Annotated in this window: 23 protein-coding genes; 10 read left to right on the top strand and 13 right to left on the bottom strand. The window is 70.3% G+C overall.

Annotated features, from left to right (window positions below):
* Positions 1-35 precede the first annotated feature (35 nt).
* Entirely contained in the window at positions 36-932 is an 897-nt protein-coding gene (gene trhO, locus AB4Y91_RS01485; RefSeq protein ID WP_441416813.1) for an oxygen-dependent tRNA uridine(34) hydroxylase TrhO, read from the bottom strand.
* Positions 933-1,143: 211 nt separating this feature from the next.
* Here trhO and AB4Y91_RS01480 point away from each other — a divergent pair, with 211 nt between their 5' ends.
* Together AB4Y91_RS01480 and AB4Y91_RS01475 are read left to right on the top strand one after the other, a co-directional pair.
* Complete coding sequence (locus tag AB4Y91_RS01480; RefSeq protein ID WP_441416812.1) at positions 1,144-1,836, top strand: GNAT family N-acetyltransferase; 693 nt, start codon at positions 1,144-1,146, stop codon at positions 1,834-1,836.
* Between the two features lie 74 nt (positions 1,837-1,910).
* A complete protein-coding gene (locus AB4Y91_RS01475; protein ID WP_441416811.1) occupies positions 1,911-4,325 on the top strand; it encodes a DEAD/DEAH box helicase in 2,415 nt (804 codons plus the stop codon).
* On the opposite strand, the gene AB4Y91_RS01470 is transcribed toward AB4Y91_RS01475, so the two are convergent.
* From AB4Y91_RS01470 to ssd, 7 genes are all read right to left on the bottom strand, one after another.
* Entirely contained in the window at positions 4,309-4,734 is a 426-nt protein-coding gene (locus tag AB4Y91_RS01470; protein ID WP_441417828.1) for an Rv3654c family TadE-like protein, read from the bottom strand. The genes AB4Y91_RS01475 and AB4Y91_RS01470 overlap by 17 nt on opposite strands.
* Positions 4,734-5,249 carry a TadE family type IV pilus minor pilin gene (locus AB4Y91_RS01465; protein WP_441416810.1) on the bottom strand — a complete coding sequence of 172 codons (516 nt, stop codon included), beginning with the start codon at positions 5,247-5,249 and terminating at the stop codon, positions 4,734-4,736. The genes AB4Y91_RS01470 and AB4Y91_RS01465 overlap by 1 nt, the downstream gene beginning before the upstream one ends.
* Positions 5,246-5,545, bottom strand: coding sequence for a DUF4244 domain-containing protein (locus tag AB4Y91_RS01460; protein ID WP_441416809.1), 300 nt, complete (start codon positions 5,543-5,545; stop codon positions 5,246-5,248). Before AB4Y91_RS01460 ends, AB4Y91_RS01465 begins: the two co-directional genes overlap by 4 nt.
* 140 nt (positions 5,546-5,685) lie before the next feature.
* Positions 5,686-6,303: a type II secretion system F family protein gene (locus tag AB4Y91_RS01455; RefSeq protein WP_441416808.1), complete on the bottom strand. Its 618-nt coding sequence runs from the start codon at positions 6,301-6,303 to the stop codon at positions 5,686-5,688.
* Positions 6,300-6,941 carry a type II secretion system F family protein gene (locus AB4Y91_RS01450; RefSeq protein WP_441416807.1) on the bottom strand — a complete coding sequence of 214 codons (642 nt, stop codon included), beginning with the start codon at positions 6,939-6,941 and terminating at the stop codon, positions 6,300-6,302. Before AB4Y91_RS01450 ends, AB4Y91_RS01455 begins: the two co-directional genes overlap by 4 nt.
* A 203-nt stretch (positions 6,942-7,144) precedes the next feature.
* Positions 7,145-8,356 carry a TadA family conjugal transfer-associated ATPase gene (locus AB4Y91_RS01445; protein ID WP_441417827.1) on the bottom strand — a complete coding sequence of 404 codons (1,212 nt, stop codon included), beginning with the start codon at positions 8,354-8,356 and terminating at the stop codon, positions 7,145-7,147.
* Between the two features lie 56 nt (positions 8,357-8,412).
* Positions 8,413-9,576, bottom strand: a complete 1,164-nt coding sequence (gene ssd / locus AB4Y91_RS01440) for a septum site-determining protein Ssd (RefSeq protein WP_441416806.1) — start codon at positions 9,574-9,576, stop codon at positions 8,413-8,415.
* A 223-nt stretch (positions 9,577-9,799) separates the two neighbouring features.
* On the opposite strand from ssd, the gene AB4Y91_RS01435 reads away from it, so the two are divergent.
* On the top strand, positions 9,800-11,509 hold the full coding sequence (locus tag AB4Y91_RS01435; RefSeq protein WP_441416805.1) for a bifunctional 3'-5' exonuclease/DNA polymerase: 1,710 nt from the start codon (positions 9,800-9,802) through the stop codon (positions 11,507-11,509).
* A gap of 167 nt (positions 11,510-11,676) precedes the next feature.
* Entirely contained in the window at positions 11,677-11,937 is a 261-nt protein-coding gene (locus tag AB4Y91_RS01430; RefSeq protein WP_441416804.1) for a YegP family protein, read from the top strand.
* Between the two features lie 13 nt (positions 11,938-11,950).
* Here the strand turns inward: AB4Y91_RS01430 and AB4Y91_RS01425 are convergent, their stop codons facing one another.
* The 3 genes from AB4Y91_RS01425 to AB4Y91_RS01415 all read right to left on the bottom strand — a co-directional run bounded on the left by AB4Y91_RS01425 (position 11,951) and on the right by AB4Y91_RS01415 (position 14,944).
* Positions 11,951-12,631: an NUDIX hydrolase gene (locus AB4Y91_RS01425; RefSeq protein ID WP_175321488.1), complete on the bottom strand. Its 681-nt coding sequence runs from the start codon at positions 12,629-12,631 to the stop codon at positions 11,951-11,953.
* Positions 12,628-13,398, bottom strand: coding sequence for an endonuclease III (nth, locus tag AB4Y91_RS01420; RefSeq protein ID WP_441417826.1), 771 nt, complete (start codon positions 13,396-13,398; stop codon positions 12,628-12,630). The genes AB4Y91_RS01425 and nth overlap by 4 nt, the downstream gene beginning before the upstream one ends.
* A gap of 106 nt (positions 13,399-13,504) precedes the next feature.
* A complete protein-coding gene (locus AB4Y91_RS01415; protein WP_441416803.1) occupies positions 13,505-14,944 on the bottom strand; it encodes a hypothetical protein in 1,440 nt (479 codons plus the stop codon).
* 442 nt (positions 14,945-15,386) lie between these two features.
* On the opposite strand from AB4Y91_RS01415, the gene acs reads away from it, so the two are divergent.
* From acs to AB4Y91_RS01390, 5 genes are read left to right on the top strand one after another with little or no spacing between them, the layout of a single operon-like run.
* Positions 15,387-17,423 (top strand): acetate--CoA ligase, encoded by a 2,037-nt coding sequence (gene acs / locus AB4Y91_RS01410; protein WP_441416802.1) that lies wholly within the window; start codon positions 15,387-15,389, stop codon positions 17,421-17,423.
* Between the two features lie 43 nt (positions 17,424-17,466).
* The gene (locus AB4Y91_RS01405; RefSeq protein WP_441416801.1) at positions 17,467-18,708 is read left to right on the top strand and encodes a protoporphyrinogen/coproporphyrinogen oxidase; all 1,242 of its coding nucleotides are present in this window, start codon (positions 17,467-17,469) and stop codon (positions 18,706-18,708) included.
* On the top strand, positions 18,705-19,127 hold the full coding sequence (locus AB4Y91_RS01400) for an SRPBCC family protein (RefSeq protein WP_441416800.1): 423 nt from the start codon (positions 18,705-18,707) through the stop codon (positions 19,125-19,127). Before AB4Y91_RS01405 ends, AB4Y91_RS01400 begins: the two co-directional genes overlap by 4 nt.
* Before the next feature lie 57 nt (positions 19,128-19,184).
* Positions 19,185-19,658, top strand: a complete 474-nt coding sequence (aroQ, locus tag AB4Y91_RS01395) for a type II 3-dehydroquinate dehydratase (RefSeq protein ID WP_441416799.1) — start codon at positions 19,185-19,187, stop codon at positions 19,656-19,658.
* 2 nt (positions 19,659-19,660) lie between these two features.
* Positions 19,661-20,707, top strand: coding sequence for a DUF2332 domain-containing protein (locus AB4Y91_RS01390; protein ID WP_441416798.1), 1,047 nt, complete (start codon positions 19,661-19,663; stop codon positions 20,705-20,707).
* A gap of 40 nt (positions 20,708-20,747) precedes the next feature.
* Here the strand turns inward: AB4Y91_RS01390 and AB4Y91_RS01385 are convergent, their stop codons facing one another.
* Complete coding sequence (locus AB4Y91_RS01385; RefSeq protein WP_441416797.1) at positions 20,748-21,929, bottom strand: MarP family serine protease; 1,182 nt, start codon at positions 21,927-21,929, stop codon at positions 20,748-20,750.
* A gap of 193 nt (positions 21,930-22,122) precedes the next feature.
* On the opposite strand from AB4Y91_RS01385, the gene AB4Y91_RS01380 reads away from it, so the two are divergent.
* Positions 22,123-22,800 carry a Crp/Fnr family transcriptional regulator gene (locus tag AB4Y91_RS01380; protein ID WP_011693220.1) on the top strand — a complete coding sequence of 226 codons (678 nt, stop codon included), beginning with the start codon at positions 22,123-22,125 and terminating at the stop codon, positions 22,798-22,800.
* Positions 22,801-23,378: 578 nt separating this feature from the next.
* Here AB4Y91_RS01380 and AB4Y91_RS01375 read toward each other — a convergent pair.
* Positions 23,379-24,290 carry an NUDIX hydrolase gene (locus tag AB4Y91_RS01375; protein WP_441416796.1) on the bottom strand — a complete coding sequence of 304 codons (912 nt, stop codon included), beginning with the start codon at positions 24,288-24,290 and terminating at the stop codon, positions 23,379-23,381.
* Positions 24,291-24,298: the final 8 nt, after the last annotated feature.

The following is a 24,298-nucleotide window of genomic DNA, read 5'->3' as shown; positions in this document are numbered from 1 at the left end:
CCTCCGATGGCCACCTCAGGCGGCGGAGCGCGTCCTCAGGCGGCAGCGCAGCCGTCCGGGCAGCGCAGCGTCGCCGGGTCCGAGGCGCAGTCAATGCAGTACAGCGTCAGGGTGCGGCAGCTGGGGTTGGAGCAGTTCTCGAACTTGCTGGTGGGCGCCGCGCAGCGGACGCACTGGCCGATGGTCTTTGCGTCCTCGCTGAACTCCAGGTGCATCCGCTTATCGAAGACGTAGAGGGAGCCCTCCCACAGCCCCTGGTCCTTGAACGCCTCCCCGTAGCGGACGATCCCGCCGTCGAGCTGGTAGACCTCCTTGAAGCCGCGGTTGACCATCAGGCTCGAGAGGACCTCGCAGCGGATGCCGCCGGTGCAGTAGGTGACCACGGGCTTGTCTTTGAGGGCGTCGTACTTGCCGGAGTCCAGTTCCTTGATGAAATCGTGGGTCGTCGCGACGTCGGGGACGACGGCGTCCTTGAATTTTCCGATCTGGGCTTCGAAGCCGTTGCGTCCGTCGAAGAACACCACTTCGTCCCCGGCCTGCTTCTTCGCTTCCACGAGCCGGTGCAGTTCCTCGGGCGCAAGATGCGTCCCGCCGCCGACGACGCCGTTTTCGTCCACCTTGAGCTCCCCCGGGGCGCCGAAGGAGACGATCTCGTCACGTACTTTGACGCTCAGCCGGGGGAAGTCCGCGGCACCGCCGTCGGACCACTTCACGTCGATGCCGCGGAAGCCCTTGTATTCGCGGGTCGTCTTGACGTACTGCTTGACGGCGCCGATCTCGCCGCCGACGGTCGCGTTGATGCCGTCCTTGGAGATGATGATCCGGCCGGTCAGCCCGAGCTTTTCGCAGAGGGCGCGCTGCCAGAGCCGGACGGCGTCCGGGTCCGCGATCGGGGTAAAGCCGTAAAAGAGCACAATTCGATTCAAAGCCACGTATTTAAGCGTACTGGGCGGGGCAAAACCCGGCGCCGGGCGTTGCGGGATGGAGGCGCCACGGATGCCCCACCCTCCGGGGTCCGCCGCGGACGCCATACGCCCGGGCGCCGCGGCGTGCGACCGGCCCGACTGTCACAATTGCGTAAGCAAGCGGCCCCGCGGATCCCGGCCCCTGTTGCTTGCGGCGGGGCTGGAATACGCTCATCTCATGAGCCTTGACGCCATGGTTGACGACACCACCCACCTCCTTGAGGTCTGGGTTGCCGGGTGGGCCGGTTGCCGGGGTTATGAGACCCGCAGGGAGGGCCGCTTTCCCGCCGCGCTGAGGGCGGACACGACCCACGAGTGGGAATATTTCGCCCATGACCCCTCGGATTCCGAGTTCGAGGAGCTGGCCGCCAAGACCGCCGAGGTCCCGGCCCGGATCCTTACGATCCTCACCAACGACGTGGCTCGCTACTCCGCCCTGGCCGAGAAGAACGGGCTGAACGTCACCTCGGCGTCGCAGACCATGATGATCGTGGACATGGAAACCCAGGACGCCGAGGACCCCTGGCTTCCGGACGACGATCTGCGCTGGGTGCCGTCGACCACGGGCGGTGTCCACCATGCCGTCGTCTATGCCGGCGAAGAGGTGGCCGCCAGCGGGCGGGTGTTCGTCGCGGACCACACCGCCGTCTTCGACAAGATCGTCACCGAGCCCGGGTTCCAGCGGCGCGGACTCGGCAGCTTCATCATGCGGGCACTGGCCGCCCAGGCGTTTGAACACGACGTCGAAGGCGGGCTCCTGCTGGCCTCCCTGGACGGCCAGCAGCTGTACTCGCATCTCGGCTGGACCACGGTGTGCCATGTGCTGATGCTTTCCGCCTCGGACGAGGGCGCCGACCTCTCCGTGGGATGAGCGGGTTCCCTGCCCCGGCGTCGTCGGTCCGTGAACCCGCGGGTCGATTTGAGCCCGGGTGAAACAATGTTGGAGTGAATCCACATGAGTCTCTGATCCCGTTGCTGGGCCGCGGCCCGGACCCGGAACAGCTGCGGCATGTGCGCACGATTCCCGCCCGGAAGGCCGTCAATGAACCGTGGCCGGAGTGGGTGCACCCCGACTTGGTGCAGGCCTACGGCTCTCTCGGCATCCACGAGCCCTACCGTCATCAGGTGCAGGCCGCCGAACTGGCGCACGCAGGCGAACATGTGGTGATCGCCACCGGCACCGCCTCCGGCAAGTCCCTCGCCTACCAGCTGCCGGCGCTGGATGCGGTCCACCGCTCCGAGCTGCGCGTCCTCGCCGACCCGGGCAAGATCCACGACGACGGCGCCGTGACCCTCTACCTCTCCCCCACCAAGGCCCTGGCCGCCGACCAGCTGGCCGCCATCCGCTCGCTCAAGCTCCCCACTGTCCGCGCGGAAACCTACGACGGCGACACCGACCCGGCGTCCCGCCGCTGGATCCGGGACCACGCCAACGTCATCTTGGCCAACCCCGACATGTTGCATTTCGGGATCCTGCCGAACCACACCTGGTGGGCGCGGTTCTTCCGCCGGCTCCGCTACGTGATCGTGGACGAGGCACACAGCTACCGGGGCGTGTTCGGATCGCACGTGGCCAACCTGATGCGACGGCTGCGACGGATCTGTGCCTACTACAGCCCCGGCACGTCCCACCCCGGACCGGTGTTCATCGCCGCATCGGCCACCGCATCCGACCCCGGCACCTCCTTCGGCCGGCTCATCGGCGCCCCGGTCCGGGCGGTGTCCGAAGACTGTTCGCCGCATGGCGCCACGACCGTGGCGTTCTGGGAACCCGCACTGACCGAGCTGCGCGGCGAAAACGGCGCCAAGGAACGCCGAACCGCCGTCGCCGAAACCTCGGACCTGCTGGCCAACCTGGTCTCCTCCCGGATCCGGACCATCGCGTTCATCAAATCGCGCCGCGGCGCCGAGACGATCGCCTCCATCACCAAGCGCCTCCTGGACGAAGTGGACCCCAGCCTGCCGCAGCGGGTGGCGGCCTACCGTTCCGGGTACCTGCCGGAGGAACGGCGGGCACTGGAAAAGGCGTTGCGCTCCGGCGAGCTGCTGGGTGTATCGAGCACCTCCGCGCTCGAACTTGGCATCGACATCTCGGGGCTCGACGCGGTTCTGGTCGCCGGCTGGCCGGGAACCCGGGCGTCGCTGTTCCAACAGATCGGCCGGGCGGGCCGCGCCGGACAGGACGCCATTGCCGCCTTCGTCGCGAGCGACGATCCGCTCGACACCTATCTGGTGAACCACCCGGAGGCGATCTTCGACGTCTCGGTAGAAGCGACGGTCTTCGACCCCTCCAACCCGTACGTTCTGGGCCCCCACCTGTGCGCCGCCGCGGCGGAACTTCCGCTGGGCTATGCGGAGCTGGAGCTGTTCGGCCCGACAGCCGAGAAGCTGCTGGACCAGCTGGTGGTCCAGGGCTACCTGCGCAAACGCCCCGCGGGCTGGTTCTGGACCCACCCCCAGAGCGCCGCGGCCATGGTGAACCTGCGGGCCGACGGCGGCGGTCCGGTGAGCATCGTGGACGCTGACACCGGCTCCCTGCTCGGCACCATGGATTCACCCCAGACCCACTATCAGGCGCACACCGGCGCCATCTACGTTCATCAGGGCGAGAGCTACGTCGTCGAGGATTTGAACGAAGGCGAGCACTGCGTCGTGGTGCGCCGGGCCAACCCCGACTACTACACGACAGCGCGCGACGTGACGCAGATCGAGGTCCTGGAGACACTCCGCACCACGCAGTGGGGGGACGTCGCGGTGCACTTCGGTGACGTGAAAGTGACGACACAGGTGGTCTCCTTCCAGCGCAAGGCGCTGATTTCGAACGAGATCCTCGGCGAGGAACCGCTGCAACTGGGCGCCCGGGACCTGTTCACCAAGGCGGTGTGGTTCGTGATGGACAACCGCTCCTTGACGGGCGCGGGGCTGATCGAGGCGCAGTTCCCGGGGGCTTTGCACGCGGCCGAGCACGCGGCCATCGGGCTGCTGCCGCTGGTGGCGTCCAGCGACCGGTGGGACATCGGCGGAGTGTCCACGGCCATCCACGCCGACACCGGGGTGCCTACGATCTTCGTGTACGACGGCCACCCCGGCGGGGCCGGCTTCGCCGAGCGCGGCTACGACAAGGCCAGGGTGTGGCTCTCCGCGACGCGCGACGCCATCAAGGCCTGCGAGTGCGAGTCCGGCTGCCCGTCCTGCGTGCAGTCCCCCAAGTGCGGCAATAAGAACAACCCGCTGGACAAGGACGCCGCCGTCACGCTGATTGAGATGCTGCTGACCGACGCCACCGATCTTATGGGCGGCCCTGCCGAGGAGCAGGGGGCAGCCCCGGCCGCCGGGCACGTCATCAGCCAGCCGGGTTAGTCCGGCGCCCGCTTACCGGATCCCGGATCCCGGACGCCGGTCCGGGGTCCTCTGCCGGCGGAGGTCCGGCCCTCGCCAGGCCGGTGGCCGGACCGAACACCGTGCGGGATCGCAGTTCCGTGCGGACCCGGACGGTGTCGCCGGGTTCGACCAAACAGCCCACCAGCCGCGCATCATGGCGGCCGGCGACGTCGGCGGCGACGGCACACGGCTCGCCGGCGGAGAGTCCACGGGCTGCATCCGCGGCTGCGAGTGCCGCCAGATCCGCCGCAGCCGCGGCTTTCGACGCCATCACCGCCGCCTGGCCCAGCAAGACGACAGCGGTCATAGCGAGCAGCAGCACCATCCCCAGGCCCAACGCCACGGCGCTGCCCGCACCCAGTTCAGGGTCCCGCACCACGGGCGGCATCACGCGCGCCAGCCCAGGGCAAGATCCGCCGTCGCGGGAGCGGAGAGGGCAGGCGCGTCAGAGGATTCACTCCTCGCCCACGCTTTCGCGGTAAGGGTCCACGGAACCAGCGGACCCATCGCACCGCTGACGGTTCCGGACACCGTGACGCTGAGCCAGACCCCGTCGGAGGCCACAGCGGCCAGCGCCGAATCACCGGCCAACCGCCGGACGATTCCGCCGACGGCGGCGGCGTCCTCACCGCGCGCGAGCGCCCTCGCACCGGCTCGCGCGGCTTCCTCCAGCCGGAGTTGCGTCAACCCCGTGGCGGAACCCGCCAGCAACAACCCCAGCAGCAGCACAACGGCTGGCAGCGCGACGGCGAACTCGGCCGTTACCGCGCCCCGGGCGGCTGCTGCGGCTTGGCCCGCACGGGATCCCCGCTTCGCTGCGTCCAGGTGCTTCGGAAGGCACCATCCCGGTTGTGCGGGCGCCTTGGCCGGGGCCGCCGGCGCACTCGGGGATCCCAGGGTCACGGCAGTGCCAGCGCCGTGCGGATAAGGTTCAGCAGGAACCCCCGGACCTCGTCGCTGCGCATGATCAGCACGAGCAAGCCGGCGAAGCCGACGGCGGCCAGCGTGGCAATGGCATATTCAGCCGTGGCCATTCCCGCTTCGGAGCCGGGGAGCTTTTTCCAGCTGCGGGCCGGCCGGGAAGAGTCCCGCACCGGCGGTGCCTGCCGGGCGCCGGGGTAGATCTCCCGCACCTCCGCGGTTCCGGTGTCGGCGTCCGCGCGGTCGGAGCCGGCGGGGGCGTTTCGGTGGAGTGTCATGAGCTTTCCTCTCAGGCGATGCCGGCGCAGTTGCCGGCTGATTCCAATGTCGCGCCCGCGCCCGTCGCCGGTAAGGGCGATGCATGGCCAAGTGGACAACTTCGGCTGTGGAGGACGAGTCGACGCGCCGGGTACAGCCGTCAGGAGCCATGCGGCACCATTGCGAGCAATACCGGCACAATGCCCAGGCATACGAAGGCGGGCAGTGAACACAGCCCCAGGGGGATGACCAGCTTCACGCCCAGCGCAGCGGCCCGCTGCTCGGCGGTCCGGAACTGCTCGCGGCGGAGCCGGGCGGCCTGCGCGTAGAGGATGGCCGAGGACGGCACGCCGGTCAGCGCGGCGAAACCCAGGGCATCGCGGAGGGCCTGCAACTGGGCGGGGATGGCGCGGGAACTCCGCCACGCAGTCTCCCAGTCGGCGCCGATCGCGAGGGCGGAGACAACCGGAGCCAGCGGACGTCCGATCGCGGGATCGGCGCGAACGGCGATCAACTCCAGCGTGCGCCCCAGCCCGGATCCGGCGTCCAGCATGGCACCGATCAATTCCAACATCATGGCCGGATCACGGAGGCCGCCCACGTGATCCGCCGCTGCGCCTGTGCCGTCGCCGGTCCCGGCACCCTCGGGCGCCCCGCCAGGCGGAGGCCCGCCCAACCGCCTCCAGCGCAGGCCCGCGCGCCGCTGGTCTGCCAGCGCCACGATCACCGCGGCTGCCAGCAGGGCGGCCACCGCTAGACCGCCAGACTGCGGGATCACCACTGCCGCCCGGCAGCGGCCCGGACGAGACGGGCGGACCAGATCCGGCCCGCGGCGGTGAGGGCGAGCCCAGCGACGAGCGCCGCCATGCCGAAGGGGGTGCCAAGCAGGATCGTCGAGGGATCCACGCCGAGCAGGACACCGAGGCCGAGCCCCAGGAAGGGCAACCAGGTCAGGATCCGGACGGTGGCCCTGGGCCCGGCCAGTGCGGTCTGCCGCGCGGCTTCGGCGTCGTCCTCGGCCTCCAGGTGGGCGGCGAACCGCGCCAGGACCTCGGCAAGCGGACAGCCGGTGGCCTCGGCGACGTCGAAGCACGCCGCGAGTTCCACCCAGATGGCGCGCTCCCTTCCGCCGGGGCCACGGCGTGCAGAACGGCCGGTGCCGGTCCCGGCGCCCTTCCGGATGGCCGCGGCGACCGGAGAACCCCTCAGGGCCGCAGCCCGGGCTGCGGCCAGGATCTCAAGCGACGTCGCGCCCAGACCATCAGTGGGCGCGGCGCTGTTCGGGCGCCCGCCCCCGCTCTTCGCAAGGTCCGGCTCCCGCGGCTCACCATAGAGAAGCCAGAGTTCCTCCCACAGCCGCGCAGGAGTCCGGCCGCCCTTCAGCAAGGCGGCCAACTGCTGCACCACCACGGTCATGGGGACCTCCGACGCGATTCCACCCCTCCCGCGCCACGGCGCTAAGCGGCCACCCCGCCCTTGTCCCCGCCGCCCGACGGCCCGTTCCCCGGCGGCGCCCACGGAGCGACCGGACAGAGCCCGCCGGAGGCGCCGGCCGGACGCCGCCGGCGGCGCGAATGCCAGCCAAGCCGCGAGGGCCAGAATTCCGGCCAGGACGGCCGTCATGGCGGGCCGGCCGCCGAGCTGGGCACGCCGGTCCCGGGGGCAGCAGCCGGGTCCAGGCCCAGACGGGCCGCCAGCTCGGGCCACGCGGGCCCGGCGCGTACCGCACCGCCCGCCGTTTCCAGCGCCACGGCTACGGCCAGGCCTGACGCGTCTTCCTCGACCAATCCCACGGACGCCACCTGACGGCCGAAACGTGTACGTTCCAGATGGACGACGGCGTCGAGGGCGCTGGCTGCCTGCAGGCGGACGGCGTCCGGCCCCATCCCAGCGAGCGCGCCGAGCGCCGTCAGCCGGGCCGGCACCGCGGCAGCGGTGTTGGCATGGATCGTGCCGCCGGCTCCAGTGTGCCCGGTGTTCATCGCGGAGAGCAGCTCCCGGACCTCGGCGCCACGGCACTCCCCCACCACGAGCCTGTCGGGCCGCATCCGCAGGGCCTGCCGGACCAGCTCGCCGAGATCAACGGCGCCGCCGCCCTCCAGGTTGCTGTGGCGCGATTCGAGCGACACCACGTGCGGGTGCACCGGATTGAGCTCCGAAGCATCCTCGATCAGGACCAGCCGCTCCCCCGGTCCGCAGAGCCCGAGCAGCGTGGCAAGCAGCGTCGTTTTCCCCGAGCCCGTCGCGCCGCTCACCAGAAAGCTCAGGCGGCGCGCCACCATTCGCCTGAGGACGTCCTGGATAAGCGGGCCGAACATACCGCCCCGGGAGAGCTCGTCCAGCGAGAAAACGGACTCGCGGCGGATCCTCACGCTCAGCAGCGTTCCGGCCGTGGAGATCGGCGGCAGCACGGCGTGGACCCGGTAACCGCCGTCGAGTCTGACATCCACGCAGGGCGAGCTGTCATCCAGCCGCCGCCCGCCGGCGGCCACCAGGCGGGCGGCGAGGGCTCGGACCTGGGTCTCGTTGGCAAAGGCGACCGGGGCGCGCTCAAGCCCTCGGCCACGGTCCAGCCATACCGAGTCCGGGCCGTTGACGAAGATGTCCGTCACGAGCGGGTCGCGCGCCAGCGGCTGCAGCGGTCCCAGCCCATTCAGTTCCGCGCTGATGCTTTCGACGGCGGCCAAGGCACCCGCTGTGCCAAGGAGCTTGCCGCTGGCCTGCACGGCCGCCGCCACCCTTGACGGGGTGACCGGGCCGGCGTCGGCCATGACCGATTCGCGGACCGCCTCGAGCAGCCGCGCATCTACCCGCCGCTGGGGCGCGCGCAGTTGCCTGCGGAACCGTGGACGCTCCGGCTCCGGCGGGTCCGCGGCCAGATGCGAACTCACGGGAACCCCTCCGTGCTGAAGGCCAGAACTCCTTCGGTGAAGCGTTGAACGCTCCGCCGTCCCCCGGCGTCCAGCAGGCGCCCGAGTTCGGTGGCGGCGGCCGTCCCCCGGACCTCGGGCATAATGCCCTGCACCGGGAGCCCCACGGCTTGGGAAATCAGCTGGTAGTCGAACGCGACCCCGGGTTTCGTCCGGATCACCAGTGCGGTCTCTACAGGCGGTAGCTCCGGCACCAAACGGGCGGATGCCACCGCCGCCCGGAGCTGGGCGGGCAGCACCACGACGACCCGGTCGCATTCCCAGCCGAAGGTCCGCAGTGCCTCGCGTCCGCGGCCGACGTCCAGCACCACCAGCTCGTAGCAGCGACGCGCGGCGTCGAGCACCCCAGCGACCGCGGCCGCTTCGATGGCCTGCGGCCGTTCCCGGCTGCCCGGCCAGGACAGGAAAGAGAACCCGCCCGCTTCGGGCAGCGCCTCGTGGAGCTGATCCGGATCGATGCTGCCGCTGGCCTCGGCGAGGTCCGGCCAACGGAGCCCGGGTTCTTCTTCGGCGGCGAGGGCCAGTTCGAGGCCGCCGCCCCAGGGGTCTCCGTCGATCAAAAGGACTCTGGCTCCCAGCCCCGCGGCGGCCTGGGCCAGCCAGATCGCGGCGGTGGTTGCCCCGGCGCCGCCGCAGCCACCAACCACGCCGAGGACATGCCCGCCCGGATCCGGGGCGTGCGATCGGCTGAGGTACTCGGCGAGCCAGGGTCCGCCCTCGGGGAGGACGGCCACCCGTTCGGCACCCATGGCCGCGGCCAGCTGCCAAAGCCTGTCGCCCTCACCACTCGGTCCTACAAGAACGGCCGGTGCACGACGCCGGATCGGGAGTTCCCGGACGTCACTGCCCACGAGCACTGCGCCAGCAGAGTCCCAGTACGGGACCGCTTCCGCGGCATCCCCCGCCAGGCTAAGCTGCCGGCCCGCCGCGGCCACAATCCGTTCCACCTCCCCCCGCAGGACCTCGGACCCGGTGACCAGCAGCGTCTCCGCCGCCCCGTCGGGAAGCCACGAACCGGGGTCTGGCCCCGGGTCCGGTACCGCTGGGGGCCCGGCCCTGGACACGGGCTGTCGGGACGGCGCCTTACTGGTAACTGGCTCGGGTAATTGATGCCTGCTCATGCCTCCACTTTCGGCGCTGCGGACGCCGCAGCCGCCCGCCGTCTTCGGCTATGTGGAAAACCGGGCCGCCTTCGGCTTGGCCCGGCGCTGCCCGGCCCGACTTGGGCGCGGCCCGGCCCGACTTGGGCGCGGCCCGGCCCCGCCCGGCTTGTCCCGGCGGGCCGGTACGACCCCCGCCCGAGCCGGTCCGCCGGAAGCACAACGACAGGGCAGAATTGAGCCTATGCATCTGCTGCTCGCCGCCCACGCCGACGGCGCAGCCCTACAACGACTCACGCCGTCGGGCGCTCCCGATCCCGCCGCCCCGGAACCACGCATCGTCAGCGCCGCCGAGCTGCCCGGCGTCGTGCGGCAGCTGGAGCTGCAGCGGCCGCGCTGGATCTGGCACCGCACGCAGGACTGGTACCCGGCGCTGCTGGCCGCAGGGGTCGAGCTGGAACGCTGCCATGACCTGACGCTGTGCGGCGCCATCCTGGCCCATTCGGAGTTCACTGCGCACACCGAGTATGCCCGGAACGCGGAGAAGCTCACCCAGGATGACGACGTCCAGCAGCCGCCACGGGCCCTGCAGCCGCCTCCGCCGCCCGCGGACCAGGGCGCCCTGTTTGAGGACCCGGGCCTGCGCGCTGCGCCGCGGCACTCCCCCGAGGAGCTGCGCGCCGAGTACGCCGCGCAGCAGGAAGCACTGGCGGGCGTCGCTCTGGACGGGGACCGCCGAAAGCAAAGGCTCCAGCTCCTTCTGGCCGCCGAGTCCGCCGGGGCCATGATCGCCGCCGAGATGCAGCACACCGGCGTTCCCTGGCGCGAGGAGCTGCACGAACAGATCCTCGCCGACTACCTCGGTCCGCGTCCGCCGCAGGGCCACCGTCCGGCCAAGCTCGAGGCCCTCAACAGCGAACTCCGCCGGCTGCTGCAGTCCCCGGCACTGAACCCCGACTCCCCGCAGGAACTGATGCGGGCCCTGCACCGGAACGGCATCGAGGTGAAGAGCACGCGCCAGTGGGAGCTGAAGGAATCCAGCCACCCGGCGATCGAGCCGCTGCTGGCCTACAAGAAGCTCGCCCGGCTCCACGCCGCGAACGGCTGGGCGTGGCTGGATGCCTGGGTCAAGGACGGCCGCTTCCAGCCCGAATACGTGGTGGGCGGGGTCGTGTCCGGACGCTGGGCCTCCCGCGGCGGCGGGGCGCTGCAGATCCCCCGCCAGATCCGAGGCGCCGTCCACGCCGACCCTGGCCACAAACTGATCGTCGCGGATGCCTCGCAGCTCGAGCCCCGCGTACTGGTGGCGCTGGCACAGGATTCCAAGATGGCGGAAGCCGCCCGCGACAAAGACCTCTACGCCGGCATCGCCGCTCAGGGTTTCGGCGGCGACCGGGCCAAGGCCAAGGTCGCGCTGCTCGGCGCGATTTACGGCGCCACCACCGGCGAATCCGGCCGGCTGATGCCGCAGCTGGCCCGGACCTATCCGCGCGCCGTCGGCTTCGTGGAGCAGGCAGCCCGCGAGGGCGAGGCGGGTAAGACCGTCACCTCCCGGCTGGGCCGCAGCAGCCCGCCGCCTTCGGAGCGGTGGCTGCACAGCCAGCAGTCCGCCACCGCGGAGGAACAACGCCGGGCCGAGTCGCTGGCGCGCTCTCGCGGAAGGTTCACGCGCAACTTCGTGGTGCAGGGTTCCGCGGCCGACTGGGCGGCCTGCTGGCTGGCGGAACTACGACGGCGGCTGCGGGGACTGCGCGCCGACGGCTCACCGGCCGGGGAACTGGTCTTCTTCCTGCACGACGAGGTCATGGTCCATTGCCCTGCCGACGCCGTCGATGCCTGCATCCGGGCGATCGAGGAATCCGCGGCAGCCGCCAAGGAGTTGCTGTTCGGCAGGATCCCGGTGGAATTTCCGGTCAGCATCGCCGTCGTGGACTCCTACGACAACGCCAAATAGCTGCCCTCAACCGCTGCCCGACGCCGGGCCGGACACCCCGGGTAACGTACCCGCCGGTAGCGTTGCGCCTGCTCCGCGGGCCCCGTTACAGTCGAAAAGGCCGGCGATGATCCCGAGTGATCCGCCGGCGCAAATGCAACGAGGCAGGGAACCGGGGAGGCAGCACAGTGGCTGGCGTATTCGAGATTGCAGCGGCCGGAGACGAGTCGTATTTCTTCAAGCTGACGGCACCGGACGGGACAGTAGTTGCCGTTTCACCGCTTTTTAACACCATCAAGGGAGCGGCCGCCGGCATCACGGCGGTGCGCGAGAACGCCGCAACCGGGCTGGTCGTTGACCGCTCCGCCCGGAAGGCCGTCACCCAGTCCGCGAGCAAGCCCGCCGCGACGTCGTCCTCGCGGCCTGCGCCGCTGCTGACGTCGCGCTAGCGAAGGCGCGCCGCTACCCGTCGATCCCGTGCAGGCGCGTCCGGTCCCATGGGACCGACCAGCCCAGCTGGTCGAACAGCTGGTTGAGGATCATGCCGGTGAAACCCCAGACCACCACGCCGTTGACGGTGAAGGCCGGGCTCTGAAAGGTCTGGCCGGCCCGGCTGACGGTTGCCATCACCCTGTTGTCGGGGTCGAGCAGGTCCCGGACGGGCACCCGGAAGACCTGTGATGACTCGCCGTAGTCCACTACCCGGACGGGTGACTGGGACGCCCACCAGCCAAGGACGGGCGTGACCAGGAAGTTCCCGCGGGGCAGCGCCAGTTCGGGCATGACGCCGAGGACCTCAACGCCCTGCGGATCCAGTCCTGTTTCCTCTTCGGCCTCGCGCAGGGCGGCCTCGATCACGGTTTCGCCGGGGTCGATGCCGCCGCCGGGGAACGCCACCTGTCCCGGGTGGTCGTCGAGGGTCTGCGCGCGCTGGAGCAGCAGCACGTCCAGGTCCGCTGGCGCCAGCAGCTTCACCGACGTCGCCGGGACATCGTCCAGCGAGCCGAACAGCATCAGCACGGCGGCACGGCGTACCCGTTCGCCCGGCTCAACGGCCAGTTCGCGCCAGCGCGGATCCGGCGACGGGGCCGTCCCGGCCTGCACCGCGGCTACAAGGTCGATCAGGTCCTGGCGGGCGGTCATTGCGGCCTTCTCTGCGATTCCATCCGGATTTCCGCGGCCCGGTGGGTTTCGGCCAGCAGCTTCGCCAGCAGTTCTTCCTGGCCCGGGGCCAGTTCGTACTTCAGCAGCTTCCTGGCCTTCTCCGGATCGGTCTCGCCGGCTCCGTAGCTGGGGCACCAGTTCGCCACGGCGCAGGCGCCGCAGGCCGGTTTGCGGGAATGGCAGACGCGCCGGCCGTGGAAGACGACTCGGTGCGAGAGCATGGTCCAGTCTTTCGGCTCGAACAATCCGGCGACGTCGGATTCGATCCGGACCGGATCGTCCGAGTCCGTCCAGCCGAAGCGGCGGGCCAGCCGGCCGAAGTGGGTGTCCACCGTGATGCCGGGGATCCCGAACGCGTTGCCCAGGACGACGTTGGCGGTCTTCCGTCCGACGCCGGGCAGCTTCACCAGGTCTTCCAGCCGGCCGGGCACCTCGCCGTCGTAGTCGTCGACAAGCTTGGTGCCCAGCGCCATCAGGTTCCGCGCCTTGGCCCGGAAGAACCCGGTGGGTTTGATGATGGCTTCCAGGTCGGCGGGCTCGGCCTCGGCCATGCTGCGGGCATCCGGGTACCGGGCGAACAGCAGCGGCGTGATCTGGTTGACCAGCACGTCCGTGGTCTGGGCCGAGAGCACCGTGGCCACCACCAGTTCGAACGGGCTGCGGAAATCCAGCTCAGCATGCGCATAGGGATACTGCTCGGCCAGTGCCTTGTTGATCCGGCGGGCGCGGCGCTTGAGCCCCAGCAGCGTCTCCCCACCAGCCTGCGCACGGGGCTTCGCTGTGCCGGTTTTGGCTGTGCCGGTTTTCGCCCTGCCGGGTTTCGCGCTGCCGGGTTCGGTGGCCACGGTCCGGCTAGCCGCGTTCGATGTTGCTGAGGTCCCGGAGCACGCCGACGCGGCCGTCCGTGTGCTGGACCAGGAACTCGTGGCCGCGGTCCTCAAGGGCGAGGACCCAGCCGCCGGGTTCGACGACGAACGCCGGGGCGCCGCTGCGCTCGTCCACCGCGGTGCGGGGCTGGGCGACGGCGAACCAGAAGGCCTCGTAGGCAGGCTGGGCCGCCTCGCTCTCGGGACGGCTTGCGGGGTCCACGGTGGCGCCGATCGGTTCCTGCGAACGGACCTGCGGGGTGAGGGCGGTGGGGGCTTCATGGCTTGCGGCGGAAGGTGCCGCGGCCGATGCCCCCGCCGGGATGCTGGCCGCCTGGGTCGCTTCCAGACCCGCGCCCTGCGCGGCGGGTGCCGGAGAAGTGACCGGAGAGGTGACCGGGGACTCTGCCGGAGCGGACGCGGCGGGCGCCGTGGCAGCCTGGGTCTGCTCGGCGGCAGAAGGCACCGCTTCTCCTGCGGCAGACGGGGCGTACGCCGCCGTCGGGGACGGGGAGGCGGCAGCGGTCGGCGCCGGGGACGCGGAAGCGGTCTGCTCCGGGGACGCGGAAGGAACGACGCCGTGCGCCTGGGTGGCCGGCTCGGCAGCCGCGGGACGGCCGTACGCGGCAGCGGCACCGGCTGCACCTGCAGCAGCACCGGCCGCGGTGCCGGCAGCGGCACCCGTCGATGCCCCGTGGGCTTCGTGGGCCTGCGGCGCGGCCTGGGCCTCGCCCGCCTGCTTGCCGGGGGCTATGCGCTTGGCCCAACCGGCCAGCGCGCCGCCTCCCTCCTTGGGAGCCTTGGCGTCGCTGGCAGCCTTGGGGGCCTTGGGGGCACGCGGCTTGCGGACCGGCTCCGCGGCTTCGCGTGCCACAACGTGGGCGGGGACTTCGGCGCGGTGCAGGAAATCACCGCCGAGGCTGGGAATCAGCCGCGCCAGTACGGTCGCGGTGAAGAGGCCGAGAGCGCCGACGAGGCCCAGCAGGAGGCTCGGCACGAACGCGCCGGCGGTCGCCAGGAAAAAGAAGGCCAGGCTGAAGGACGCCACAACGGAGGCGAACTGGTCAATCGAGAGGGAGCCGATTCGGATTTTCGTGCCCGGGCTGACCCGTCGCGCCACAAAAAGCGCAGCGACAATCACCGGCAGCAGCACGCCGAGGCCGAGGAAGAAGAGGCTGCCCAGGTTCCACAGGTTGTAGCGCTCGGCGAACATCGGAATCAGGGAGGCGATGAAGAGCACCAGCGTGGAGCCGAAGACGGTGAGGTCGCGGACCGTGAAAGGCCCCAGGACGGCCTCGTTGTTCTTCGGGTTCGGCTTGTCCACCGTAAAGCGTGGCTGTTCCCCCCGCCCGCTGGACTGCGCCGGCCCTGTCTGGCCTTCGGTGCGGGAGGGCGCATGGAGCTGCCCGTTGCTTTGCTCGTTCATTCTGTTCTCCTTAGCATGGCCGCACTCTGGACAGTGCCGCCTAACGGCAGGCAAAAACAGGACCGCCAGCGGTCCTGTTGCCCCCATCGGATGTCACAACTCCATCTCAGCCTAGCCAAGTGCAGGACCGATCACTACTGCCCGGACGTCACTCCAGCACCAGTGCGCGGCCCCTTTCGCCCTGCGCGTAAACCGGGGTGCGACGCCGATCCGGGCCGGCCGTGCCCGCACCCGGACCACTCGGCGCTTAATAAACACCGCTCACGGCGCCCTTTGTGACGGGGCACACGTTCTGTCGCACCCGGGCGTTAGTGTGTATTTCGGAACAGCTCTTTGCGGTACGCCCGTGACCAGCCGATGCCCGATGCCGCGCAAGCGGTCCGGCGCCGCGGCGGCCACGGACGTTCCGTGCAGCACGGATCGATGAATGATGAGGTTCACCATGTCCCAGCAGACCCCCGGCTCCGCCACCACGACTCAGACGCCCAGGCAGGGCGATGCGTTCGAAAACCTGTCGCAGGAGAACCGCAGGTTCGCCCCCTCGGCCGAATTCGCTGCCAACGCCGTGGTCACCGCCGCCGACTACGCCGAGGCCGACGCGGACCGGCCGGCCTTCTGGGCCAAGCAGGCCCGCGGGCTGCTGAGCTGGAGCAAGGACTTCACCCAGACGTTGGACTGGTCCGACCCGCCGTTCGCCAAGTGGTTCGTCGGCGGCGAGATCAATGCCGCGTACAACGCCCTGGACCGGCACGTCGAGGCCGGCAACGGGGACCGGGTTGCCATCTACTTCGAGGGCGAGCCCGGCGACACCCGCAGCTACACCTACGCGCAGCTCACCGAAGAGGTCAAGAAGGCCGCCAACGCGTTCGAATCCCTCGGCGTGGCCAAGGGTGACCGCGTGGCCGTGTACCTGCCGATGATCCCCGAAGCCGTCATCACCCTGCTGGCCTGCGCCCGGATCGGCGCGATCCACTCGGTGGTGTTCGGCGGCTTCTCCGCCGAGGCGCTCCGCTCCCGGATCGACGACGCCGAGGCCAAGCTCGTGGTCACCGCCGACGGCACCTACCGCCGCGGCAAGCCCAGCGCCCTCAAGCCGGCCGTCGACGAGGCGCTGGCCCACGAGGGCGACGGTTCCGGGCACACCGTCCAGAACGTCGTGGTGGTCAAGCGCAACGGCCAGGACGTCGACTGGCACGAGGGCCGGGACCACTGGTGGTCCGACACGGTCGGCGCCGCGTCCGCCGAGCACACCGCCGTCGGCCACGACGCCGAACACCCGCTGTTCATCCTCTACACCTCCGGGACCACCGGCAAGCCCAAGGGCATCCTGCACACCACCGGCGGCTACCTCACCCAGGGCGCCTACACGCACAAGGCGGTCTTCGACCTGCACCCGAAAACGGATGTCTACTGGTGCACGGCCGACGTCGGCTGGATCACCGGCCACTCCTACGTCGCCTACGCGCCGCTCATCAACGGAGCCACCCAGGTGATGTATGAGGGCACCCCCGACTCCCCGCACCAGGGCCGCTGGTGGGAGATCGTGGAGAAGTACAAGGTCTCCATTCTCTACACCGCCCCCACCGCCATCCGCACCTTCATGAAGTGGGGCAAGGAAATCCCGGCGAAGTCGGACCTGTCCTCGATCCGCGTCCTGGGCTCGGTGGGCGAACCCATCAACCCCGAGGCGTGGATGTGGTACCGGGAGGTCATCGGCGCCAACGCCGGGAAGAACGGGGAGAAGAAGGAGAACCCGGCCCCGATCGTGGACACCTGGTGGCAGACCGAAACCGGCGCGCAGATGATCGCGCCGCTTCCCGGAGTTACCGCGACCAAGCCGGGCTCCGCCCAGGTCCCGCTGCCCGGCATCGCCGTGGACGTCGTCGACGAAGCCGGCGAGTCGGTGCCCAACGGCGCCGGCGGCTACCTCGTCATCCGCGAGCCGTGGCCGGCCATGCTGCGCGGCATCTGGGGTGATCCGGAGCGCTTCAAGGACACCTACTGGTCCCGCTTCGAAACGATGTACTTCGCCGGCGACGGCGCCAAGAAGGACGACGACGGCGACATCTGGCTGCTCGGCCGGGTGGACGATGTCATGAACATCTCCGGCCACCGGCTCTCCACCGCCGAGATCGAATCCGCCCTCGTGTCCCACCCGGCCGTGGCGGAAGCCGCCGTCGTGGGCGCGGCGGACGAGACCACCGGGCAGGCCGTCGTGGCGTTCGTGATCCTGCGCGGGGACGCGGTCAACTCGGGCGACGCGATCGTCCAGGAGCTCCGCAACCATGTGAGCAAGGAGATCGGCCCGATCGCCAAGCCCAAGACCATCCTCGTGGTGCCGGAACTGCCCAAGACCCGCTCCGGCAAGATCATGCGCCGGCTGCTGAAAGACGTGGCCGAGGGCCGCGAGGTGGGCGATGCCACCACCCTGGCCGACAACACCGTGATGGCACAGATCGCGCACTCGCTCAAGAAGTGAGCACGGACCCGGGCCGGGCTGCACGGAACGGAATCATGCGGCCATGACGGATTCGTGCGAGGTGCTGGTGGTCGGGGCCGGCCTGGCCGGGTTGCAGTGCGCCCGGGAACTGCAGGCCGCCGGGCGCGAGGTCGTGGTTTGGGAGGCCTCCGACGCCGTCGGGGGCAGGATCCGGACGGACCGGGTGGACGGTTTCCTCGTGGACCGCGGCTTTCAGGTCCTGAACCCCGCGTACCCGGCGGTCCGGCAGTGGGTCGACGTGCACGCCCTGGCGCTGCAGGCCTTCGGTGCCGGCCTCCGGGTCCGGCTGCCGGACAACCTGGCGGTCCTGGCCCACCCCCTGCGGGAGCCGGGGCTCATCCTGCAGACCCTCCGCAGCGGAATTCTCAGCCCCCGCGCCGTCGTGGGGCTGCTGCGCTGGGCCGTCCCGGCCTTCGCCGGGCCCCTTCGGCGGAGCGGCCAGGATGTTGCGTTGCGCGACGCCCTCGACCGGGCCGGCTGCTCGGGCGAACTGCGCACCGTGGTGGAGCGGTTCCTCGCCGGCGTACTGCTGGAGGACGAGGGCAGCACCTCCAACAACTTTGCCTTGCAGCTGGTACGCGTCTTCGCGGCCGGGGTTCCCGGACTGCCGCGGGAGGGCATGCAGGCCCTCCCGCGGCAGCTGGCGGATGCCCTGGCCGCCCCGGTCCGCACCTCCACCCGGGTGGAGAAGATCACGCCGGACGGGAACGGGGCCCTGGTCACCGCCGCGGGGACCGCCATCCGGGCCCGCCACGTCGTTCTCGCCGCCGATCCGGTCGACGCGGCCAGGCTCGCCGGGAGCGAGGCGCCCGCCATGAAGGGAGTGCTCACACACTGGTTCGCCGCCGACTCGGCACCCACCGACGCGCGCATGCTCTGCATCGACGGCCGCACCCGCCCCGGCGGACCGCTGCTCAACGCGGCCGTCATCTCCAACTCGGCACCAAGTTACGCGCCCGGCGGCCGGCACCTGATCCAGACCTCTGCCCTGTTCGGCGCAGGCCGGCCGGTTCCCAGCGACGCGGACGTCCTCCGGCACGCCGGGGACATTTTCGGTTGCTCCACGGCCGGCTGGGAACTGGTGGCAAGGCACGAAATCGCGCACGCCCTGCCCGTCCAGCCACCGCCGCTGCGGACCCGGCAACCCGTGGAGGGCCCGGACGGGATCACCGTCTGCGGCGACCACCGGGAGACGGCTTCCATTCAGGGCGCGCTCGTCAGCGGCCACCGCGCCGCGCTGGCCGTCCTGGGCCGGCCCGGGTGACATTCTCCGTTTCGCGCCGGGTTGCCGCGCCCGCCGGCGTGGTGTGGAAGCTGCTCACTGACACCGGGAAGTGGCCGGCGTGGGGGCCATCGATCACCGGCGTCGAACCTGCCACCGATGCGGGTGCCGTCCCGGGACTCGCGCCCGGCAGCCGCGGAAAGGTACGCACCGTCCTGGGGCTAGCGCTCCCGTACACCGTGACAGGGTTTGACGCCGGCCGGTACTGGTCATGGTCCGTTGCGGGCATCCCGGCCACCGGCCACCGGGTAACCCCGCAGGACGACGGCTGTCTGCTCACCTTCACCGTGCCCTGGTGGGCCCCGGCCTACCTGCCGGTCTGCGCCCTGGCAATGCGGCGGATAGAACGGCTCGCAACCGGTCCGGGGACCCCTGCCGGGCGCGGACCTGACCGTGATTGATGAACTCCGCAAGAAACAGCAGGGTACGGTCCGGCCCAACGCGATACATTGGCAGGCATGAGCGAAGCCACCCCCTCGGACGCCCGTCGCGGCACCATCCTGGTCCTGAACGGGCCCAACCTGAACCTGCTCGGCACCCGTGAGCCCGAAAAGTACGGCACGGCCACACTGGCCGACGTCGAACAGCTCGCCAAGGACACCGGAGCGGCGCACGGGCTCGACGTCGAGTGCTTCCAGTCCAACCATGAGGGCGCACTCGTGGACGCCATCCACGCCGCCCGCGGGAAGGCGGTGGGCATCGTCCTGAACGCCGGCGCCTACACGCACACCTCGGTGGCGATCCGGGACGCAATAACGGCCGTGCAGCTGCCCGCCGTCGAGGTGCACATCACCAACGTGCACGCCCGGGAAGCGTTCCGGCACCATTCCTATCTTTCGGACATCAGCAAGGCCGTGATCGCCGGCGCGGGCATCCTCGGGTACCGCTTCGCCGTCGAGTACCTCGCCGAGCTGAACGCGGGCCGGGGCTGATCATGTCCCCCGCGCCGGAGCCCCCGGGGACAGCCGACTGGTACCGCCATTTCGGCACCATTGACGCGCCCGGCAACTCCGCGTGCTATGCGGAGTGGTCCACGGCCATCGCGGACGACCCCGAGCTGATCCGGCGCATCGACGAGTGGCCGCACAACAAGCGCCAGCCGCTGCTGATGCTGGCCGCCGCCCGATTCCTCGGCGCCCGGATCGGCCCCTACGCCGGGTTCCGGGACTTCCTGGATACCCACTGGGACGGGGTCTCCCGGATCGTCCTCTCCCGGTCCACCCAGACAAACGAGGCCGGCCGTTGCGCCGCCCTGCTCCCGTCCCTGGCCCGGATCGCCGCCGCGGAGGGACGCCCGCTGGCCCTCATCGAGGTCGGCGCTTCGGCAGGACTGACGCTGTACCCGGACCGCTACGGCTACGAGTTCGACGACGGCTCCGGCGCCGTGACGCGGCTGCTCCCCGCCGGTGCCGCGCCCGGGACTTATCCCGTGCTGCGGTGCGCCACGGCCGGCCCGGTGCCGCTGCCGGCCGCGCTGCCCGCGGTGGTGTGGCGCGCCGGCATCGATTTGAACCCTTTGGACATCCGGGACCCCGACGACGTCGCCTGGCTGGAGGCGCTGATCTGGCCGGAGCAGGACTTCCGCCGCGAGCGGCTGCGCCAGGCGATCGCCGTCGCACGGACGGATCCGCCGCTGCTGGTGGCCGGGGACCTCAACGAACAGCTTGTGTCATTGGCGCAGCAGGCGCCGCCGGAGACCGCCCTGGTGGTCTTCCACAGCGCCGTCATGGCGTACCTCGACGCCGCCGGCCGCGAACGTTTCCGCGACACCATCGCCCTGCTGGCCGCGGACCGGGGCTGCCACTGGATCTCGAACGAGGGCCACACGGTCATCCTGCAGGCGGACGGCTCCAGCGTGGTTCCCGAAATGGACGAATCCCGACTCCGCGGCCGCTTCCTGCTGCTGGAGGACGGCCTGCCCGTGGCCATGGCCGGCCCGCACGGCCAGAGCCTGGAGTGGATCGAAGCGGCCCCGGCCTGACGGCGCCAACCGGCGGTTCCCGCCGGTTTCCTGCCGCCGACTATTTCTTAATGCACTGGCCCGGAGAGACGGCGTCGCCCAGCCCGGGGGCCTTTGCGGCCACGGGGCCGAGGTCGTTCATGGTGATGGCGAAGCCCAGCGAGGGCTCGGAGGTGGATTTCGCGAAGACGACGCCGGCCACCTGGCCGCCCGTGGTCAGCAACGGACCGCCGGAGTTCCCCGGCTGCACGTCGCCCGCGAGCCGGTAGACATCCTCGGCAGCGGCGTTGTTGCCGTAGATGTCCGGGACCAGGACGGTGGTGATGTCCCGCACCGTGGCCGGCTTGGACTGGAACGGACCGCCGTGCGGGTAGCCCGCGAACGCCGCCGGGCTGCCGGCCGTAAGATCGCGGCCCAGCGACAACGGCGCGGCGCGCAGCCCGTCCACGGCCAGGACGGCGAGGTCATGCCGGCTGTCGAAGTAAACGACCCGGCCGGGGAGGGCTCCGCCGCCCGGGACCTCGACAACGGGCTCCGGGACGCCGGCCACCACGTGGGCGTTCGTCACGACCCGGCCGGGCGAGACCACAAAGCCCGTTCCGGTCTGGTTCTGGCCGCACTGGTAGGCCGTCCCGGCAATCTTGAGCACGGAGGCGGCGGCCTTGTTCAGCGGAGGGGTGTCGGTGCTGGCGTCGGGCACGGGCACGGCCCGTCCGCCGACACCCTCGAACAGGGTCGGGATGCCATCGCCGATCACGGCCGAACGCAACTGCGCCATCGACGTCTTCAGCGGCGTGGGGGTGACGCCGTCGATGAAACCGATCACTTTGGAGTCGGCCAACTGTTGGGAAACAAAGGGAACGCCGAGGGCGCTGATGCTGAAGGCCAACATGGACATCACGAGGGCGGACACGGCGAGGTTGACCCCTCCGCCCACCACCCGGTCGGCCAGTCGGAGCGGACTGATTTTTACGACGCTGCGGATGCGCCGCCCGATCATGGTGCCGAGGCCGTGCCCCAGCATCATCAGCAGCACGGCCGTGGCAATGATCGCGGTGAGCCGCCAGCCGGGATCGTCGACGAGGTCGCTGACGATCGGGACGGACAGGAAGGCGGCCACGGCGCCCGCCGCGAACCCGGCGATTCCGCCCAGCGTCACTAGGAAGCCGTTGCGCAGGCCATAGATCAGGTAGGACAAGAGCGTCAGCATCAACGCCAGGTCCAAGATGGTCAAGCCGAACACCGGGGCTCCTTAGTGACTGGTAGGAACCCCATTCTACCGGCGCGGACTGACAGTTTGCCGGGGGCCCAAGGCGGCCCGGACCGTCACCCGCCCGGCGTTTCACGCGTTTCGGTGCCAAGTACGTCACAGAAGCCTCAAAATTCTGAAACAATGGCTGAAGCGCCCCAGCCGACACAGTAAGTCAGGAGATTTCATGGATATCGAGGTATTGCGCCGCGCACCCCTTTTCGCCACGCTCGACGACGAGGCGTTCCGTCTGCTGACGGACGAACTCACCGAGGTGGACCTCTCACGCGGAGCCTCGGTATTCCGGGAAGGCGACCAGGGTGACCAGCTCTACTTCATCGTCTCCGGCAAAGTGAAGCTCGGCCGCACATCCCCCGACGGCCGCGAGTCGCTGCTCGCCATCCTCGGCCCGGGCGAATTGTTCGGCGAAATGGCGCTGTTCGACCCGAGCCCGCGCACCGCAACGGCCACCGCCGTCTCCGAGACCCGCCTGGCCGGGCTGAAGAACGAGAGCCTCAACGCCCTCCTGCGCACCCGCCCCGAGGTCTCGGCCCAGCTGCTCCAGGCCCTGGCACGGCGCCTGCGCCGCACCAACGATTCGCTCTCTGACCTTGTCTTCTCGGACGTCCCGGGCCGCGTGGCCAAGGCGCTGCTGGACTTGGCCGACCGCTTTGGCCGCCCGGCGACGGACGGTGTCCTGGTGGCCCACGAACTCACCCAGGAAGAACTGGCCCAGCTGGTCGGCGCCTCCCGCGAGACCGTCAACAAGGCCCTGGCCGAGTTCGTCCAGCGCGGCTGGCTGCGCCTCGAGGCGCGCGCCGTCGTGATTCTCGACATGCAGCGCCTCCGCCAGCGCTCCCGCTAGGCACAGCCGCCGCAACACAAGCCTTAGACACAGAGGGCCGGCCCGTTTTCCCGGGCCGGCCCTCTGCGGTTTTAGGTGTTGTTCTCGGCTTCTTCCGGCGTTACGGAATCTGGGTCTGGCCGGCGGGACATGTCCATCCTTCGCCAACGCTGCCGCGGGACATGTCCATTCTTGGATGCCACGAGTGGGCACATACCCACTATGTCCAATGCCCAACTGGCGCAATAGAAATGTCCGGTGGTCGAGGCGAGGCTCCAGCTGGCATGTCCTGCCCTTGAGCGAAGGCCCGGCGGACATGCTCATCCCTGCACGCCAGGGATGGACATATACCCAACATGCCCATTCCTCAGCGCCAACTATGAGCATGTCCAGCCATGGACCCAGGTCCGGGCGGGCATGCCCATTGCCCGACGCGACCGATGAGCATGTCCCGCGGTGGGCTCCGGTCCCAACGGGCATGTCCATTGCCCGGCGCCAACGATGGGCATGTCCAGCCATCGGCTCAGGTCCGAACGGGTATGTCCATTGCCCAGCGCCAACGATGGGCATGTCCAATGGTCGGGCCGAAGCGGCCGACCCTACCGTTCCCGCTGCGGTTCCCCGGCGACGGTCTTGGCGGCCTCGACTTCCAGCATGAGCCGGCCGTCTTCCTCCACCAGGGCCGGCTGATAGGCGTGGGCCTTGCGCTTGTAGCTGAGGTAGGCGATGCAGCCGTTGGCGGCGGCCATCTTCTCCAGCATGATTTCCGAGCCCGGGACCAGCAGCTGGCCGAGCTTCAGCCCCACGGTGTTGGGCTGGCCCACCTCATCGCCCAGCGCCGTCGTGTCGCGCTCGGCAATGACCTTGCGGACGCACACCCAGCGCGCCCAGACACCCTTGCTGGCCAGCAGCGAGGGCTGCTGGTTCATCGGGATGGTCGCGGCAAAGTACCGGGTGTTGAAGCGTCGGTGGGCGAAGTCGGGGCTGAGCCAGTTCACCAGCGGCTTGAGCAGATCGGTCCGCACCGAAAGCCCGCGCTTGGCGAGCACGTCGGTGAAGGACTTTTCCTGGTCGGCGACGGCCTCCCGGGCGCGCATCCACTCGGCCGTGGACGTCGCCTCCACCGTGGTCGACAGGTCCGGACCGGCCAGCAGGACTCCGGTTTCCTCGAACAGCTCACGGATGGCGCCCACCACGTGGCGTCGCGCCAGGCCGACGTCGGACGTGCCCATCTGCTCGGCCCACCATTGCGGCGAGGGGCCAAGCCAGCCCACGGCGTCGTCGTCGGACGTCTCGAGCGAGCCGCCGGGAAAGGCGAGGACGCCCAGCGGCGAGGACCCGGGCCGGTAGCCCAGCCAGGTCTCCAGGCCGGTGGGCGAATCCCGCAGCAGGACCACGGAGGAGGCGTAGCGGGGGGCACGGGGGGTCCGCTCGCCGTGTTCAAGCCAGCTGCGGGCTGCCCCCTCAAGATCCGGGGGAAGGCTAAACAGGCGTCGTGCTAAGTGCGGCAAGGGAAGCG

Origin of the sequence: Arthrobacter sp. YAF16 (assembly GCF_052113385.1) — a bacterium.
GTDB lineage: Bacteria > Actinomycetota > Actinomycetes > Actinomycetales > Micrococcaceae > Arthrobacter.
Note: the sequence above shows the minus strand (reverse complement) of the source record. Positions and strands in the feature narration are given on the sequence as shown.

Bases quoted from the DNA above. Each gene is read 5' to 3' on its own strand.
- AB4Y91_RS01480 (WP_441416812.1), top strand. From the start codon at position 1,144: ATGAGCCTTGACGCCATGGTTGACGACACCACCCACCTCCTTGAGGTC.
- AB4Y91_RS01470 (WP_441417828.1), bottom strand. From the start codon at position 4,734: ATGCCGCCCGTGGTGCGGGACCCTGAACTGGGTGCGGGCAGCGCCGTG.
- AB4Y91_RS01460 (WP_441416809.1), bottom strand. From the start codon at position 5,545: ATGACACTCCACCGAAACGCCCCCGCCGGCTCCGACCGCGCGGACGCC.
- AB4Y91_RS01450 (WP_441416807.1), bottom strand. From the start codon at position 6,941: ATGACCGTGGTGGTGCAGCAGTTGGCCGCCTTGCTGAAGGGCGGCCGG.
- ssd (WP_441416806.1), bottom strand. From the start codon at position 9,576: ATGAGCAGGCATCAATTACCCGAGCCAGTTACCAGTAAGGCGCCGTCC.
- AB4Y91_RS01435 (WP_441416805.1), top strand. From the start codon at position 9,800: ATGCATCTGCTGCTCGCCGCCCACGCCGACGGCGCAGCCCTACAACGA.
- AB4Y91_RS01425 (WP_175321488.1), bottom strand. From the start codon at position 12,631: ATGACCGCCCGCCAGGACCTGATCGACCTTGTAGCCGCGGTGCAGGCC.
- AB4Y91_RS01415 (WP_441416803.1), bottom strand. From the start codon at position 14,944: ATGAACGAGCAAAGCAACGGGCAGCTCCATGCGCCCTCCCGCACCGAA.
- acs (WP_441416802.1), top strand. From the start codon at position 15,387: ATGTCCCAGCAGACCCCCGGCTCCGCCACCACGACTCAGACGCCCAGG.
- AB4Y91_RS01405 (WP_441416801.1), top strand. From the start codon at position 17,467: ATGACGGATTCGTGCGAGGTGCTGGTGGTCGGGGCCGGCCTGGCCGGG.
- aroQ (WP_441416799.1), top strand. From the start codon at position 19,185: ATGAGCGAAGCCACCCCCTCGGACGCCCGTCGCGGCACCATCCTGGTC.
- AB4Y91_RS01390 (WP_441416798.1), top strand. From the start codon at position 19,661: ATGTCCCCCGCGCCGGAGCCCCCGGGGACAGCCGACTGGTACCGCCAT.
- AB4Y91_RS01380 (WP_011693220.1), top strand. From the start codon at position 22,123: ATGGATATCGAGGTATTGCGCCGCGCACCCCTTTTCGCCACGCTCGAC.